The 16,667-nt window shown below is 44.1% G+C and carries 16 protein-coding genes; 8 read left to right on the plus strand and 8 right to left on the minus strand.

Going from position 1 to position 16,667, the window contains the following annotated elements:
- Nucleotides 1-279: 279 nt before the first annotated feature.
- The 5 genes from CXF82_RS13245 (at nt 280) to CXF82_RS13265 (ending at nt 3,277) form a co-directional block, all read left to right on the plus strand.
- Entirely contained in the window at nt 280-780 is a 501-nt protein-coding gene (locus CXF82_RS13245; RefSeq protein WP_101090375.1) for a DUF2726 domain-containing protein, read from the plus strand.
- An 86-nt stretch (nt 781-866) separates the two neighbouring features.
- Entirely contained in the window at nt 867-1,334 is a 468-nt protein-coding gene (locus tag CXF82_RS13250) for a cytochrome c3 family protein (protein WP_102044333.1), read from the plus strand.
- Between the two features lie 15 nt (nt 1,335-1,349).
- On the plus strand, nt 1,350-2,027 hold the full coding sequence (locus tag CXF82_RS13255; protein WP_101090373.1) for a 4Fe-4S dicluster domain-containing protein: 678 nt from the start codon (nt 1,350-1,352) through the stop codon (nt 2,025-2,027).
- Nucleotides 2,024-2,965: a cytochrome c nitrite reductase subunit NrfD gene (nrfD, locus tag CXF82_RS13260; RefSeq protein WP_101090372.1), complete on the plus strand. Its 942-nt coding sequence runs from the start codon at nt 2,024-2,026 to the stop codon at nt 2,963-2,965. Before CXF82_RS13255 ends, nrfD begins: the two co-directional genes overlap by 4 nt.
- Nucleotides 2,966-2,986: 21 nt before the next feature.
- Nucleotides 2,987-3,277: a cytochrome c3 family protein gene (locus CXF82_RS13265; RefSeq protein WP_101090371.1), complete on the plus strand. Its 291-nt coding sequence runs from the start codon at nt 2,987-2,989 to the stop codon at nt 3,275-3,277.
- A gap of 440 nt (nt 3,278-3,717) precedes the next feature.
- Here CXF82_RS13265 and CXF82_RS13270 read toward each other — a convergent pair whose 3' ends face one another.
- The 4 genes from CXF82_RS13270 to CXF82_RS13285 all read right to left on the minus strand — a co-directional run bounded on the left by CXF82_RS13270 (nt 3,718) and on the right by CXF82_RS13285 (nt 7,602).
- The gene (locus CXF82_RS13270) at nt 3,718-5,190 is read right to left on the minus strand and encodes a sensor histidine kinase (protein WP_102044334.1); all 1,473 of its coding nucleotides are present in this window, start codon (nt 5,188-5,190) and stop codon (nt 3,718-3,720) included.
- A 140-nt stretch (nt 5,191-5,330) separates the two neighbouring features.
- Complete coding sequence (locus CXF82_RS13275) at nt 5,331-6,068, minus strand: response regulator transcription factor (protein WP_102039142.1); 738 nt, start codon at nt 6,066-6,068, stop codon at nt 5,331-5,333.
- 89 nt (nt 6,069-6,157) lie between these two features.
- A complete protein-coding gene (locus CXF82_RS13280; protein ID WP_102044335.1) occupies nt 6,158-6,889 on the minus strand; it encodes a spondin domain-containing protein in 732 nt (243 codons plus the stop codon).
- A gap of 11 nt (nt 6,890-6,900) precedes the next feature.
- Complete coding sequence (locus CXF82_RS13285; protein ID WP_102044336.1) at nt 6,901-7,602, minus strand: spondin domain-containing protein; 702 nt, start codon at nt 7,600-7,602, stop codon at nt 6,901-6,903.
- A 130-nt stretch (nt 7,603-7,732) separates the two neighbouring features.
- Here CXF82_RS13285 and CXF82_RS22200 point away from each other — a divergent pair, with 130 nt between their 5' ends.
- Nucleotides 7,733-7,891: an EAL domain-containing protein gene (locus CXF82_RS22200; RefSeq protein ID WP_145991688.1), complete on the plus strand. Its 159-nt coding sequence runs from the start codon at nt 7,733-7,735 to the stop codon at nt 7,889-7,891.
- A gap of 64 nt (nt 7,892-7,955) precedes the next feature.
- Nucleotides 7,956-8,759, plus strand: coding sequence for an SDR family oxidoreductase (locus CXF82_RS13290; protein ID WP_101090366.1), 804 nt, complete (start codon nt 7,956-7,958; stop codon nt 8,757-8,759).
- 18 nt (nt 8,760-8,777) lie between these two features.
- On the opposite strand, the gene CXF82_RS13295 is transcribed toward CXF82_RS13290, so the two are convergent.
- The 4 genes from CXF82_RS13295 to purH form a co-directional block, all read right to left on the minus strand.
- Nucleotides 8,778-8,996, minus strand: a complete 219-nt coding sequence (locus tag CXF82_RS13295) for a hypothetical protein (RefSeq protein ID WP_101090365.1) — start codon at nt 8,994-8,996, stop codon at nt 8,778-8,780.
- A 318-nt stretch (nt 8,997-9,314) separates the two neighbouring features.
- Nucleotides 9,315-12,314, minus strand: coding sequence for a hypothetical protein (locus CXF82_RS13300; RefSeq protein WP_101090364.1), 3,000 nt, complete (start codon nt 12,312-12,314; stop codon nt 9,315-9,317).
- A 454-nt stretch (nt 12,315-12,768) separates the two neighbouring features.
- Complete coding sequence (gene purD / locus CXF82_RS13305; protein WP_102044337.1) at nt 12,769-14,070, minus strand: phosphoribosylamine--glycine ligase; 1,302 nt, start codon at nt 14,068-14,070, stop codon at nt 12,769-12,771.
- A 179-nt stretch (nt 14,071-14,249) separates the two neighbouring features.
- The gene (gene purH, locus CXF82_RS13310) at nt 14,250-15,839 is read right to left on the minus strand and encodes a bifunctional phosphoribosylaminoimidazolecarboxamide formyltransferase/IMP cyclohydrolase (protein ID WP_101090362.1); all 1,590 of its coding nucleotides are present in this window, start codon (nt 15,837-15,839) and stop codon (nt 14,250-14,252) included.
- A gap of 322 nt (nt 15,840-16,161) precedes the next feature.
- On the opposite strand from purH, the gene zntR reads away from it, so the two are divergent.
- Entirely contained in the window at nt 16,162-16,665 is a 504-nt protein-coding gene (zntR, locus tag CXF82_RS13315) for a Zn(2+)-responsive transcriptional regulator (RefSeq protein WP_101090361.1), read from the plus strand.
- Nucleotides 16,666-16,667: the final 2 nt, after the last annotated feature.

Below are 16,667 nucleotides of genomic sequence, written 5' to 3' on the forward strand. Positions count from 1 at the left end.
TTGTTGTTTATTTGTTTTGTAATTGGTTTTAGTTTGTGAGTATTTTCGTGTGGTTATATTTGAAATTTAAATTTTAAATATATGTAATTTCAATAATTAAAATTGTCTTTTGTTAATTTTAGTTTTTAGAAGTCATGTTTGATCTTGTTATTTAAATATAAAAATACCAGTTAATTTGATTGTTTGATTTGAATCAATGTTTTAAAGGTATGGAATGCGAATACTGATGACGTTTTAAAAGTTAAATATAATAATCAAACTGTAGTTTTGGAGGCTTTTATGAATGTATCAATTATTTTAAGTTATGCTTTTATGTACTTTGTTTTTTTCCTTGTGGTGCCATTTGTTTTAGTGATGTTTACGCTTACTTGTATAAAGTTTTTTAAACCAACCGATACGGAATCTATTTGGGAGGACATAAAATTTAGCCGTCACCCAATGGAACCTAAAGCGGCCTGCTTCATTAATAATTTAAATACCATAGTTAAAGACAAATACAATATTTTATATGGAACCTGTCTCGATAGCATTCTAGATATTGATAAAGCGGAAACGTCAACCGATGTCCATTCCTATCTAAGAGGATGTCATCTGGATTATGTGCTGGTCGATAGTCAATCCTCATCAGTAAAACTAGTGATCACCGATCCTGAGCATAACTCCCCCGAGCAATCTAAATTTATTGATAATTCATTAGCCGAAGTCGGGGTTAAAGTCATTCACCTGGCCAAGAATCAAAAGTGGGATGAAAGTCTTATCAGAAATGGCTTAGCCGCATAGTCGAACTGAGTGCCGTAGCATCGACTGCGGCATCACCTTTTCTATTTTATTATAAATCAGTATCACTCGTTATGTGAGGGCTCATTATGTCCAGAATTGATAGATTTTCCGTCCCATTACTGGTATCCGTGCTAGTGCTGGGATCCTACTCTGCTGTAGTGACTGCAGCGACAGCGGAGTTAAAAATAAACCAGAATAAACAATGCATCATGTGCCACAAGCGCAACGGGAAAATGTTTGGGCTTCATGCTAATGATGCATTGGATCTAACTTGCCAAAATTGCCACGGAGAAAAGACAGGCCATCCTAGAAAAGCATCCGAGCTTATTGGGTTTGGCACTAAATCTGTCGCCAAAAGTGCAGTTCAAACTGCGGTATGTCTTCAATGTCATGATGTAGAAACGCTGAGTCAGGCCGATTGGACCCACGATGTGCATTCCAACAAGGTTAATTGTGCCAGTTGCCATCAGCTACACCCTGAAGTCGACCCTATCATAGGCGTGACAGCGCCTGAACGTAGCGAAATGTGCAGCGGCTGCCATAGTGTCAAATAACCAGGAGGATACCCAATGAAAAACTCAAGAAGACTCTTCCTTAAGAGCGCGTGTGCTGTCGTCGTTGCCGCATCGGGTTATACGATTGCTAAGAGTTCCACTGAGTCTGTGGAAATGGACGGGAAAAAATATGCCTTGGTGCATGATGAAACGAAATGTATTGGTTGTGATGCCTGCTCCATTGCCTGCCGAGAGGTGAATCAGGTTCCCGAGGGGGTCAGTCGTTTGGAGATTGAGCGTGAAGGGCCCTATGGGGAATATCCAGAGCAATATTTTCGTTTTACGCGTAAATCTTGCCAGCAATGTGAAGATGCCCCATGTGTCAAAGTTTGCCCCACCGGGGCCGCTTATAAAGATCCTGAAACGGGCATAGTCAGTGTCAATTCCTGGAAGTGTGTTGGTTGCCAATATTGTATCGCCGCCTGTCCCTATCAGGTGCGCTTTATTAATCCTGTAACCCATGCCGCTGATAAATGTGATTTCTGCAAAGAGACGCGCTTAAAAGAGGGGAGACAGCCCGCATGCGTGTCAGCATGTCCGACCCAGGCACTAACCTTTGGGGATTTGAAAGATCCTGACTCAAATCTTGTCAAAGTACTTAAGACCGCTCCCAATTATCGCAGTAAGACTGAGCTTGGCACTCGGCCTAAAGTTTTCCGTATTGCATCACAAGAAGGGGATATAACGCTATGAGTCCATTCCATTTTGATGGCCTAGTCTGGCATTGGCCAATCGCCATTTATCTGTTTCTGGCTGGAGTATCCGCCGGAGCAATATCCTTTGCCATACTACTCAAACATTTTAAGTTGGGTAAAGACGCGTATAAATCCGGTTTCATTCAGGCCGCTTGTCTCATCGCTCCCCTAGCCGTCTTCGCAGGGCTTGGGATCTTGGTGCTGGATCTTACCAAGCCATTCGATTTTTGGAAGATCTTGGTTTTTTACAATAGTACTTCCGTGATGTCTGTTGGTGTTGCCGTACTTATGATCTATCAACTGATCCTCTTTGCCTGGTTAATCTGTGTATTTAAAGCGCCGGTACTGAATTGGTGTAATGGCCGTTGGCCTCTAGTGATCAGGTTACTGAATACTCTGGTTAAGCATGAGCCAAGCATTACGGGATTTTTAGCCATATTCGCGATTTCTCTGGGGGCTTACACCGGCTTCCTGCTTTCTGCGCTGACCACTTATCCTATGTTGAATAATCCGGTATTGCCCTTGCTATTTTTGATCTCTGGCTTGTCTTCTGGTGCTGCTGGAACCTTGCTCGGTGGTGTGTTGCTTAAAGGAGATCCAGACGGCAAAGAAGTGCATTTCATACACAATATAGAGATCCCGATCATTTTGGTGGAGATGGTGCTGTTGTTTACCTTCTTCATCGGACTCATCCTCTCGGGGGGGCAGAGCAAAATCGCTGCCATGAGAGCCATCGGAGAAGGTTTTTGGGGCTGGGTATTCTGGGGGGGAATAGTCGTGTTGGGTCTAAGTTTACCACTGGCGTTTAATCTCTTCATGAAAGCGTCTTCGAAGCGAAAATTCTCCTATGTCGCTATCACCGCCAGTTGCAGCCTGATTGGAGTATTACTGCTGCGTAATTTTATTCTCTATACCGGACAAATGACTGTCGCTTAACTATCAAATTTGGAGTTCACCATGTTTAAAGCCTTAGTATTATCAATACTACTAAGTTTCTCTGGAGCAGTATTTGCGGGGGGAATTGCTGATTCCCATACCAAAATGTCAGGGTGTGAAGCCTGCCACGAAGATGGGGTCCCCTCGGACGATGGGGCCTTTGAAAATGAGGCTTGTGCCTCTTGCCACGGGCCCTTGAAGGAGTTGGACAGTGATGTTCATAAGAATCATGAAGGCGCCATGTTGTGTAATGACTGTCATCTGGTGCATGAGGAAGCATTGGCTAAGGACTCCTGCAGTCGTTGTCACTAATTCGATCGTGGACAAGTCTGATTAAGTTGAAGCCAGCCACCAATAAGAGCTGACTGACGAACACTGGTCCAAGCAGGCTTGCTTTAGCCATTTATTTTACCGTACGACAAGGATGTACTTGGGCAGGACGCCATTTTATTTGCCTCACTCTTAAACTTTAGAGTCGCACCCAACCTCCAAATGGGTTTGGCCACTCCCTCACGAGGGTGGTCTTTCTTTTTTAGACGTTGCTATAACTGACCATAATGACCTTGGTCTGGCCTGATTGATCATTCACTAAAGCTCAGCGGCTGCAAGTGTCGATTCTGCACCTTTCCAAGATTTCTATCCTAAACACAGGGACATGCTCCCTATCACTTTTCGATAGCTTTGTTCTGTACTACGCTTTGCTTAGATTAACTCTGTCAGAGTGCCTAAACGCGTATCGTTCGAGATAAACTCTATGACTGCGAAACCACCTGTAGCTTGATATTAAACGTAGTGCCTTTTCCTGGCTGACTGCTAATTTCAATATCACACTGCAAGATCCCCAGTAACTGCCGCACGATGGCCAGTCCTACGCCTAATTGCGGTAATGCGGTTTGTTTTGCCATCATTGCGAGTGGTTTTTGCGTCATTCGCTTTAATGCTGTTAGCTCATGTTTATGCATACCTGAACCATTGTCGCTAACTTGTAGCCAAACTTTATTTGTGGCCAGATCCCGGATGGTTTGGATCTTAATCATTCCCTGTTCTGGGGTGTAGCGTATGGCGTTATCAATTAAGTTGTTGAGGATCCGCAACAATAGTTGTCGATCGGTGCGAACGGTTAAGTTGTGGCTGTCTACAAAGTTCAACATTACTTTTTTGCTGTTTGCTCTAGGCGCAAACGTTAACTGCAGCTCTTCCAGTAAATCGACCAGATGGAGCTCATTCCAATTTGGGGTTACTTGGCCATTTTCTAGCGCCTCTAACTCAAGCATTTGCCCTAAGAGTTGCTGCAGATGTTGGCTGGCATTGGCAGCCACTTCGATTAAGTCGCTGCTACGTTCATGTGGTGGTAATAATAGCCAAGTGTCGATATAACCTTGCAGTGATGTGAGCGGGGTCTTTAAGTCGTGCGACAGGTGCAACATAAACTCATGCCGTTCTTCTTGCTGGCGGTTAATCGCTTGATGTTGCTGACTCAATGCTTCAAGTAAGGTATTTATATGGCTGCTGAGTTTATTGATTTCACTGCTGCCGGTGTATTGCCTTGGTAATACAACGCCAGCGTTTAACTGCTGGCTAGCGACTAAACGCAAGTCGTTTTCTAGGCGGCTGAGTGGGGCGGTAAATAACTTGAGCAGCAACACGAACAGTACCAAAGCGAAACCTATGGCGATTAAAATCGCAGTGGTCCAAAACTGTGGTGCTTGGTGCTCGCTGACAATTGACTGCCAAGCATCAAAGTCTTCCCCACCAATAATGACATAGAGATAACCCGTCTGTTGTCCGTCTGGTGCGAGTAATCTTGCGGCGGAGAAAATCTTATCTTTACTGGAAGATCTCGGATCGGTGCCGAGTAACGGCAAGTTTGCTCCCTGAATAAAATCATCAATGATGTTGGTGTCAATTTGCGATTGCTTAATTTTTTCCTCTTTGGCGTCGTAAGCAATAACCTTGCCTTGGCGATCTAAGGTATAGATCTCAAAGCTCGGCCCCAATAACATAAAGTCGTGAAAGGCTTCTTTTAGGGCGGCGTCAGAGGTGATCCCTTGCGAGAGGAGTGGATTGATATGCGCCATATGTTCAGCAAGATCTCGGTGTAATGATTGCTGAATTTGATTGCGGCTAAAGTCTTGGCTGAATTGTAACCACTGCCACAGTGCGATAAAGAGGATAAAAATAACTAAGGTGGCAGCCAATAATATGCGGCCAAATAAACTCTTCATTGGTTTTTCTCCATCGCTAGCCTTGATGAACAGCGATTTCCATTTTGATGTTAGGTGATGCCGCGTCGATACTACTAGGCGTTATCATTTTCCGTTTAGGCTAGCCTTTACGATCATCTATGACGACTTTTTACCTCAAGCTAGGCAGTGGCTTGATTGGCTGGTGGTGTAAATTTATAGCCAACCCCCCAAACCGTTTTGACTAAATCAGCGGTGGATGAACTCTGCGCTAATTTGTTACGTAAGCGATTGATATGAGTATTAACGGTATGTTCATAGCCAGAGTAGGAATAACCCCAAACGGCATCTAAAAGCTGCATGCGACTGAAAACCTGCTTAGGGTGCTGAGCAAGATAAAGTAATAGGTCAAACTCTCGAGCTGTGAGTGCTAAGGTTTCATTAAAAGCGATGACTTCGCGGGTACTACAATTAATGGTGATGCCATTGAACTCTAATGAGTCATCTTGATGTTCAATCTGTTTACCTCGCCTCAGTAATGCTTTGACTCGAGCTCTGAGCTCTAACACGCTAAAAGGTTTTACAAGATAATCATCGGCACCGGACTCTAGACCCAATACCACATCAGCTTCTGAGTCTCTCGCTGTTAGTAACATACAGGGGATCTCATTACCGGCTTCACGGATCTGTTGGCAAAGGGTAATGCCATCGCCGTCTGGTAACATTCTGTCCATTAAAATCAGATCGATCTGCTTGGTCGCTATCACTTGGCTAGCTTGCTGCAGAGTGGTGCAATGGGTGACTGTATGATTCATGCTTTTAAGGTTCAGCATGACCAGTTTTGCTAAGTCTTGTTCATCTTCAATCAATAATATTTTTTTGCTTGAAACAGAGGTGAAAGTGGTATTCGATCTGTTCATGACGAGCTCCCAAAGGCGATCCCTTTTAACAAGACCTACCTTTAAGAACTTTTATTTCGATAATTTTTTAATCAATTAAGCATTGGCGACTATTTAGTGCGCGTGATCTTAATCATCATAACGGGATTATCGAAGCGATGAGAAGCTGACAATACCGAATCAGTGAGTCCATCATCAGCACTTATTACACCGGGATGACCATGGACTTTGTCGTTATCATCGCGGGCTGCATTAAAGCCTTCACCGCCATCAGCAGGCCCAGGTATTGTCCCTTTTTCTTCAGAGTTAGCCTCAGTGCCAGCATCGTATGCAATGACTCGCAATGTGGTTGTGTCATCAACAGCCAATGTTGAAAGATTAAAACCTGTAGTGCCTGCGAAAGCATCATTAGTGTTAACGAGCATAGTGACGATAGACAGGTCTGCTACGCTTGATTGCTCTAGGCTCATTGTTATTGATTGAGTGGCGCCTGGCACTAAGACTCCGTCGCCGCTAAAGAGCTCATTGACACCCGTTTCGCCTGCGAGTTCACTACTATCACCCGATTCAGCTAGGGTCTCGAGTGCAACACTGGCGGCCATGCCAGTACTCCAAAGTCGACTACCGCTCTCTTGAGCCACGACAGCGACCGGAGACATTGGCTGGTTAGCCGTTAAGTTGGTTATCATCACACTGTAGTCTTGCATCACAGGTGCCACGACGGGCGGCTCGACGGGTGCAGATGAATCATTGTCGTTATCAGAGCAGCCCGCTAAGCTCATGACTGCAACAGCGATGATTGCCGCGGCACTGTATTTAAAGTTCAGTTTAGGATAGTTCATAGTTTGATCTCCTATTTCACGACAACAGTCACTCGAGCTACAGGGTTTAACCAGCGATGAACACGGCTGTCTAAATCACTTGTGCCAGCATTTACGTCAGTATCACCTAACACACCAGGGTGAATATGCACTTTATCATTGCTACTGCTATCCATTACGCCAGTGGCGTTCATGCCGCCATCGCCACCAGGTGCTGCTGGGATCCCAGGCGTTCCTGCTGCTCCGCCACCATTAATGATCTCATCATTGGCTTCGGTACCAGCATCATAGGCATTAAGGGTAAAAGTATAAGTGCCAGCTTCCGTTGGGATCTTCCAAGCATCTAAGCCGACAAATGCATCGTTAGTCGGCAATACCATCGCGGTAATCGATAAGTGCGTCATTTCACCACTATCGAGCATAATGCTTTCAACTTTAGCACTCGGCGCCAGTAGTCCCATCGCAGGGTTGGCTATCGTCACACCGCCTGCACCTGTAACAGCAGCATCTAGATCGCCAATATCACCCCCTTCAGCCATTTTTTGTAGCGCAGGCGTTGCCATCTCACCGGCCTGAAATAGATGGCTATCCATATCATGTGCAGCAATGAGTAACGGGGTAAAATAGTTACCGTGGGTTAGATTTGTCACACTGATTTCAAGCTCTGCAGCGGTTGCAGGCAGGCTCATTAAACTTCCTAGTATGAGGGCTTTGGTTACGTGGTTAACATTCATGGTATATCTCCGTTGTCTGAATAGTTAAAGCATGACGACGGGATATCACCTGAGTATCTCCAAATAATCACAAAAGTATAACAATGGTAAGTGAGTCACTGCTTAATCATTTTTTCAGCGTTTTATTGTCATGGATAACGAGACCGTGGCGGAGTTTATTGAAACCCAAGAGATTATTGTTAAGCTCAAGCTAATTGGGGTCAACTACGCCAAGGGCTATGCTATCGGTCGGCCACAGGCTCTAGATTCTTACCAGCCAATTAATGCGCTGCTGCAACGGTCGGCATAGCGATAGTTGCGGTTTAACGCTTTATATGTGAATTTGGGGTTATCGCGATAAATGTGGGTTAAATATGAATAGCTTCAAAGACAAAGTCATTATTGTTACGGGGGCCTCAGAAGGTATTGGGCGTGCCTTAGCCATTGCACTTGCGCCCTTAGGTTGTCAGTTAGTGATTAGTGCTCGTAATCAACAGCGATTAGCGTCCTTAGCATCGGAGCTCACAATATTAGGATTGCCGCCTTTGGTGTGTGCAGCCGATTTAGCGCAACCGTCACAGTGCAAAAGTTTAATTGAAGCATGTATAGCGCGTTTTGGGCGTTTAGATATTCTAATCAATAATGCCGGCATGACAATGTGGTCACGCTTTGATGAACTGACAGACTTAAGCGTGTTATCTCAAATAATGCAGGTAAACTACTTGGCCCCAGCCTATCTTAGTCATGCCGCGATCCCCTATCTTAAACAGACTGAAGGTCAGATTGTTGCCGTGGCTTCGATTACTGGAATGACAGGAGTACCCGCTCGTAGCGGTTATGCCGCTTCTAAACATGCGGTGATTGGCTTCTTTGATTCGTTGAGAATTGAGTTAAGCGACGATAATGTTGCGGTGACAGTGATCTGCCCAGATTTTGTTGTGACTCAAACCCATAAAAGAGCCCTAGATGGTCAAGGAAACCCTTTGGGGACCACGCCAATGCAAGAGTCTAAAATCATGACGGCTGACCGATGTGCACAGCTAATGCTACCCGCAATAGCGCAGCGTAAACGATTGTTGATTACCTCATTTAGAGGTCGTATAGGACGATTTTTTAAAATAATCGCCCCCGGCCTGATCGACAAAATCACTCGTAATGCCATTGCATCAGGCCGTTAGCGAATCAATTAATCACGGTTACTTATTAAGATGCTTAACGATAGCGGCTGCCGCATCCTCTTTAGTCGTTGCACTTTTGGTTGGTTCAATGGTTATCGCTGGCGTATGGCCAGTCATATTTTCTGCAATATGTAACCAATCAGGATGCCAATAAAATGAGGTGCCCGCTAAGGTATCCCAATTATGGACGCCAGATGTTTCGCCTTGATAGACAAGATCGCCAAGTGAATATTTCATAATTATCCCTAGTTTTTAAGTTTAAGTAAAAAACTGTATTTTAATCATAATGATATCTATATTTCATTACCGCACTGATTAATACTTAGCCACAGAATGCGCTAACAAAGGCTGAATTTGTGCTGGCTAGATCACAAAAATTAAGATTAATTACTTGATGTTAGCTTGAATTTGTTGAGCATTCAAAGATGATAAGCCTTATGACCATTAAAGCGAGTTAATGTTTGAAAGAGATATTTCTATTAAATGATATGTATTTCGGTTAGAGGTTTATCAATAAAAAGCCCAGCGAATAGTTGGGCTTGGTCTTAGGGTTCGTTAGTTGTTGGTTATATCGAGGTTGATTAACCACCATGCTCTAGATTGAATATCGCCATACTCGATAACTCCACCAGGTCGATAAGGCTTAGCAAAGTGCACCAGTACAATGGGAGTTCTAGTTTGATATCTTCCAGGTTCAGTAAACCAAGCGTTAAATGGATCGCTCTTATTTAGGCTAACAGTGACCTCAGAGCTTACTGGTTGAGTCAGCCCTGGGCAGGTGTGAATGCTTTTAGAGGTAATAGGGAATCCAACTTGGCTACCGTCACTGCAATGACTGGTATTTTGCAGCCTTAATGTCACGAGGGTACAGCCTTTATAAGTGGCAGGGTCTTTACAAACTAGAACCGTCATCGTTGAATAGCCAGTGCTTTGCTCACCAGTATCATGGTTCTTAAGCTCTTTTCTACCACCAAAAGCGGAGAAATAAGAAACTTCATTAGCTGCAATAGAGATTGGCGATATAATCTGCTTATCAGCAGCATCAAAACTGATAGTCGCTTCTTCCCCTAAACCTGACTTTATTCCAGCTACGTGTAGCTTGTAAGTTATGGACGCTGGTTTATAGTTTTGCCCGCCGTCGTCATTAACTTCTATGGTTAGGTAGGCATTTTCTCCTGATTTAGCGTAGGTATGTAGTTTGATATCACCATTGCTGTGGAGTTCTGCAAACTCAGGAGAGACGGTTAAAGGAAAGCGGAACGTTAATTCACCGAATTGGTTATCCATCGTTGGCGCTTCGACATTTCGATCTGGATAGAAAATTACTTGTTGATTGATATTATCTATCTCAAGACCTGGGTGTTTGGCTTTCTCAATATTTACGCTAAACGAACGGATTGTGCGTTCAAAGTTTCGACTTTCTTCGATAACACTCACTTGCACAAGACCTGCGCCTTTTACAGATAATTCCCCCGTTTGAGTATTAGCGATAACCACGTTAGCGGCTTGGAGATCACCATAATAACTAATCTGGCTGTTAGGCCCTCGCCCAATAATCGTGGGAGCAGCAAGCTTGCCGTCAGGAGAATACTCACCTGTGATTAGTTTATTTGTGAGTGCGAGTTCAGAATTTTCGACAGCCTTATCGATAATAATATTAAACTCAGCTTTTTGTGGTAAATGACCTGCATCACCTGGATCAGTGACTATAAATGTAGCATTACCAGCATTATGTATAGTTAACGTACGAGCAGTTTCATTGATGGAAACAACGTCAGTCTGACCGTGTTTAAATTGCCATTGCAATTGACCAATACTACCCGATATTGGAATATCAAGCTCACGCTCTGAAGAGTAAGGGATACGTATTGAAGCAATAGACAAGCTACCACTTAATGGAGAAACATCGACAAAAAAGCGTTCCGTGACACTGTGATAATAATCGTCTCCAGCATCAACAGCAGTTATCCAGCCTCGTCCAGCGCCGACTAAAGTGATAATGCCAGTAGTAGAGTCCTGGTTGAAAACATGATCGCCGCTATTATCTATGGTGAAACTCATACTCCCTTTGTTGTTTAATACGGTGGGAGTAAAAGTAGCATTATGAGTGTAATCAATTCTAGTATTGGTAAGTAAAAGAGTCGTGTTGGTTTTCTTGTCGATTGAAACACTAAATGTTTTTTGTTGTTTTTCCCAGAAATCACCTCCATCATCCGTTACTAGCACCTCCACTTTACCAGGCTTTAATATCGTCATTTTTCCAGTATTCGGTTCAACCAGGACAACATCAGTTGCACTATTATCAGTAAGGTTGAAATGCAGTTGGCCATGGACACCAATTACTTGAGGTAGAAGCTGTGAGTTTGCTTGATAGCGGCTTTCGATTGCCAAGCTATTAAGTGAATTATCATTAATACGTGTGACTTTGATATTAATAACTTTACTACTGCTGGCATAGTTCTGGTTGCCGCTATCAGTGACTGTTACTTGAGTTTCCCCAATGCTTTCAAAGCTAAACAGACCCTTTACATCATCAATAATATTGATGATGTCATTATTTACATTGTCGGTCACAGCGAAATGTAGAGTTCCTTTTGCAGCTGAAACCGGAATTTCATACTGAGTGTCCACGCTATACTGCACTATGATATCTTGGACTTGTAACTCAAGATTACTTGCTTGATTAATCTGTACTTTAAAGCGTTGCATTGCGATGGGTGAGTGGTGTTGCAGTGCTTCTTGCTGGACTTGGATTTCTGTTGTACCAGCTCCAATAATACTCATCTCTCCAGTGTCAGAGTCGACTTTAACGACGTTAGAATTGGTATCTTTGACGAGTGAGTAATGGATAACTTGGGCTGGAGCACCACTATATACAGGTAGAAGTTTAGCGCCGATAACAAATGGTTTGTTTTTAATATCTTTAAAGCTGGCGGATAAGCTTGATGCTGGTTCAATAGTAATATTGAATTTTTGGGTGTCTTGTTGGTAATTGCGGCCACCATCATCGGTAACATCAACTGAAACTGTTCCGCTGCCCCAGATCAAAAACTCACCAGCTAGGTCAATCAGTACGACTTGATCGCTTTGATCTGCACTGAGCTCATATTCTAGTTCACCTAAAGCGCCACTAGCAAAGGCTTGATGACGTGTCGCTTCTTGATAAATTAGGCTTAGATCATTTGTCAGTATCGGTGCACGAGGTGCTTTTTCTACCGTGACATTGAAGCGTATACGGCCTGGCAGATATTGGTTATTACCACTGTCTATAGCGATAACTTCAGTTGAACCTGCATTTAGTACAGATAAGCCTTGCTTATCTGTTGATATTTGCAATACATCGTCAGCCGCACCCTCTGCAACCTGGTAACTTATGGTTCCAATTTTACCGGTAATATTCGTTGTGATAGCAAGCTGAGGTGCAAACGTCTGTGTGATATCAAGGATCTTAAATCCAGGGTGCGATTGTTTTTGTGGCACGGTATCAGTGTCTTCTGAACCACCGCCTCCACATGCGGTTAGTAACAGAAGTAACAGCAGATTTACGTATTTCATAAAGCCTCCAGCTTAAAATTGAAGCGGGAGTATACGTTTGTGGTGAATATGCTGCAACGCGATGCTTTGCTGTTATTAAATGTTGGTTTTTTGTTTTATTTGGTAGAGTGTTCTATATGCAATGTAGAAATTACTAATAGTATATTTTTCAACCTTAGCATTTGATTAATATGAAAAAGTATCTAGTACCCGTGTTTCTAGTAGGTGGTTTTATGCAGCGTAGTTGCATTTAAATAAATCGCGATCTAGATCACGTTTTTGTAATCGATATAGTTTCGCTGGTGACAATACGGCTGGGGGATATTGGTATAGAGCTTTATGACCGTCAGTATCTAAAGGTCATTAGTGATTCAATTACAATTTTCTCGCCATACGTCGGAAATTACTACAAATGTTCGCTATAAAAAAGCCCAGTTTTCACTGGGCTTTTAATTGAGATTAAATGCTTAGCGATTTAGCTTTTACCATTCTCACGAGCGATAGCACGGTAGGCGATATCGGTACGAAAATACACGTCATCCCAATGGATAGCGTCAACCAATTGGTAAGCAGATGCCTGTGCTTCAGTCACTGTATTGCCCAAAGCGGTAGCGCATAGCACACGGCCACCATTGGTCACGACTTTACCATCTTGCATGCTGGTGCCAGCATGAAACACTTTCGCATCGTTATTGCCTAAGTCTAAACCCTCAATCACATCGTGCTTTCGATATGCATCTGGGTAACCGCCAGCGGCTAATACCACGCCGACAGCGGCACGTGAATCAAACTCTGCGGTCACTTGATCTAGCTCGCCACGAGTTGAGGCTAAACACAGTTCTACTAGATCAGATTTAAGACGCATCATGATCGGCTGAGTTTCTGGATCGCCAAAGCGGCAGTTGTACTCAAGCACTTTTGCGCTGCCATCGGGTGAAATCATCAAACCAGCATATAGGAAACCAGTGTAAACATTACCTTCAGCGGCCATGCCATCAACCGTTGGGCGAATTACGTGATCAATGGTCCAATCATGTACGGCTTGAGTCACAACAGGGGCGGGGGAGTATGCACCCATACCGCCAGTGTTGGGACCATGATCGCCATTGTCTCGTGCTTTATGGTCTTGGCTGGTGGCCATCGCCAGAATGTTCTTGCCATCAACCATCACGATAAAGCTGGCTTCTTCGCCTTTTAGGAACTCTTCGATAACAACCCGAGAACCCGCTTCACCAAAGAGGTTACCGGCCAGCATATCGTCAATTGCCGCATTTGCTTCAGTTTGGTCAGCGGCAATAATCACGCCTTTACCTGCCGCTAAACCATCAGCCTTAATCACGACCGGGTAACCCGTTGTCGCCGTTAATTCTGTTACATAAGCCTTAGCGGGCGTAATGTCGGTAAAGTTTGAGTAAGCCGCGGTTGGAATATTGTGGCGTGCTAAAAAGTCTTTAGTGAAAGCTTTGGAAGATTCTAGCTGCGCCGCACCTTGAGTTGGGCCAAAAATGGGCAAGCCGGCTTCATTGAAAGCATCTACAAGCCCCAATGCGAGTGGGACTTCAGGGCCTACAATGGTAATAGCCACTTTTTCCTCTGCTGCGAAAGCCACCAATGCAGTGATCTCTTCAACGTTAATCGCCACGTTTTCTAACTTTGGCTCTAAAGAGGTGCCAGCATTACCGGGTGCAACAAAAACAGTTTCAACTTGTGCTGATTGCGCCGCTTTCCATGCCAATGCATGTTCACGACCGCCTCCACCAATAACTAATACTTTCATTTTTTTATCCTTTATCGCTTCTTCATCAATCCTTGTTCGGCATCAAACATACTCATGTATTGGCATACATTGCGTGTGTTTTCTTTACCCAAGAATCGATGACTTTGCGCTAAACCCTAAAATTAATTTTGTTGGAAACTCTAAATCCTAAAATCTAGGATCTAGAATCTGCTTATAAATTAATGACGGAAGTGACGCATGCCAGTAAACACCATTGCCATGCCGTGCTCATCTGCCGCATTGATAATCTCTTGGTCACGAATAGAGCCACCAGGTTGGATGATACAGCTAATGCCAGCAGCGGCTGCAGCATCAATACCGTCACGGAATGGGAAGAACGCATCAGATGCCATCACTGAGTCTTGAACGACTAGCCCTTCGTCAGCCGCTTTAATACCTGCCACTTTAGCGCTATACACTCGGCTCATTTGACCTGCGCCAACACCGATTGTCATGCTGTTTTTAGCGTAAACAATCGCGTTTGATTTGACAAACTTAGCCACTTTCCAGCAGAACATAAGATCTTTCATTTCGCTAGCTGTCGGTTGGCGTTTAGAGACGACTTTAACATCATCCAATCCAACCATGCCTTGGTCGCGATCTTGTAGCAATAAGCCACCGTTAACACGTTTGTAATCAAGGCTCTCAGTCTTGCTAGCCCATTGTCCACATTCAAGTACGCGTACGTTAACCTTTGCTGCAACAATGTCGCGCGCTGCTTGGCTAACTGACGGGGCAATGATCACTTCAACAAATTGACGCTCAACAATCGCTGCTGCGGTGGCTGCATCTAACTCGCGGTTAAAGGCGATAATGCCACCAAACGCTGACGTTGGGTCGGTTTGGAATGCACGGTTATAGGCTTCTAACAGGTTTTCACCAATAGCCACACCACAAGGGTTAGCATGTTTCACGATGACACATGCTGGCTCATTAAACTCTTTAACACATTCAAGTGCTGAGTCCGTATCGGCGATATTGTTATAAGACAATGCTTTGCCTTGCAACTGAACGGCAGTTGCAACAGAGGCTTCATCGATATGGATATCAACGTAAAAAGCGGCTGTTTGATGGCTATTTTCGCCATAACGCAGATCTTGCTTTTTAACTAATTGAGTATTGTAAGTGCGTGGGAACTTAGAGTCTTCATGACACTCGTCTTTGCTATGTGCAGGGACCTTAGTGCCGAAGTAGTTAGCGATCATGCCATCATATGCAGCAGTGTGCTCAAACGCCGCAATCGCGAGATCAAAACGTGTTTCCAGCGTAGTACTGCCGTTATTTGCGTTCATTTCTGCAATAACACGGCCGTAGTCGTTAGCGTTAACCACGATGGTAGTATCTTTATGGTTTTTAGCGGTTGAGCGAACCATCGTTGGGCCGCCAATATCGATATTCTCGATAGCGTCCGCAAGGGTGCAACCTTCTTTTGCGACGGTTTCTGCAAATGGATATAAGTTAACAGCAACCAAATCGATAGGGTTGATGTTGTTTTGCTCCATTACAAGCTCGTCTATACCACGGCGTGCCAAAATTCCACCATGCACTTTCGGGTGCAAAGTTTTGACACGGCCATCCATTATTTCTGGGTGGCCAGTATAATCCGATACTTCAATGACTGGCACACCATTATCTGCCAACAGGCGGGCAGTGCCGCCAGTAGATAGTAGCTCAACACCTTGAGCATGCAGCGCTTGTGCAAACTCTAAGATTCCGGTTTTATCTGAAACGCTTAACAGCGCGCGACGAATAGGTCTGGCATTATTCATTGTAGGTATAGGGTCCAGTAGTTATTTTAAGGATCTTTCGGAAAACAGAACAGTATTGCGTTTGCGAACGCCTACACTGCTTTCCAAAAGTCCCTCAATTTACTCTCCCGTCACGGCGCGCATATTTTAACGCAGTTTTATCCTTGACGGTGTTTTTTTCTGCGCGATTTCACAATACGGTAAACAGAACAAGCATTGATCCAGTTTTTTGTTCAAGATAGCCTTGACCTTGGATACAACTCCAAGGTTTATACTTTGAACATTGATAAATATCGCATCGGCAATATTTGGCAGTCTATCGCGGTGAGATTAGGAGATAATGATGTATCGAATTGGTGAGCTGGCACAGTTGTGTGAGGTCAGAACGGATACGTTAAGGTTCTACGAGAAACATGGTCTGTTATCACCTTCATCGAGAACAGATTCGGGTTATCGTATCTATACCCAAGCTGATGCTGAACGCTTACGCTTTATTTTGCGTGCTAAAGCGGTCGGTTTTACGCTAGCAGAAATAGCGGAACTGCTGTCGATTGAGTTAGACAAGTCCAATTGGGCCTGTGCTGATGTTAAAGGACTAGTTGACGATAAGCTGGCTAATGTTGAGGCCAAGATTGCCGAACTGAACCATTTTCAACTCTCTTTGCAACGACTATCTCAAGCGTGTTGCGGTGGGCCTGAAAGCGCAGAACATTGCTCCATTTTAGAAGCGTTAGAGTCGAGTACTGAGAACATTCGCTGTGAAAATCATAGCCATACTCACGACGATGCCCAGTTTACTAAAACGTGCCAAGACAAATCAGCGGTTAAGAATTCACAAGAGAAATAGTT

The sequence above is a fragment of the Shewanella sp. GutDb-MelDb genome (assembly GCF_002836075.1).
In the GTDB taxonomy this organism is placed as follows: domain Bacteria; phylum Pseudomonadota; class Gammaproteobacteria; order Enterobacterales; family Shewanellaceae; genus Shewanella.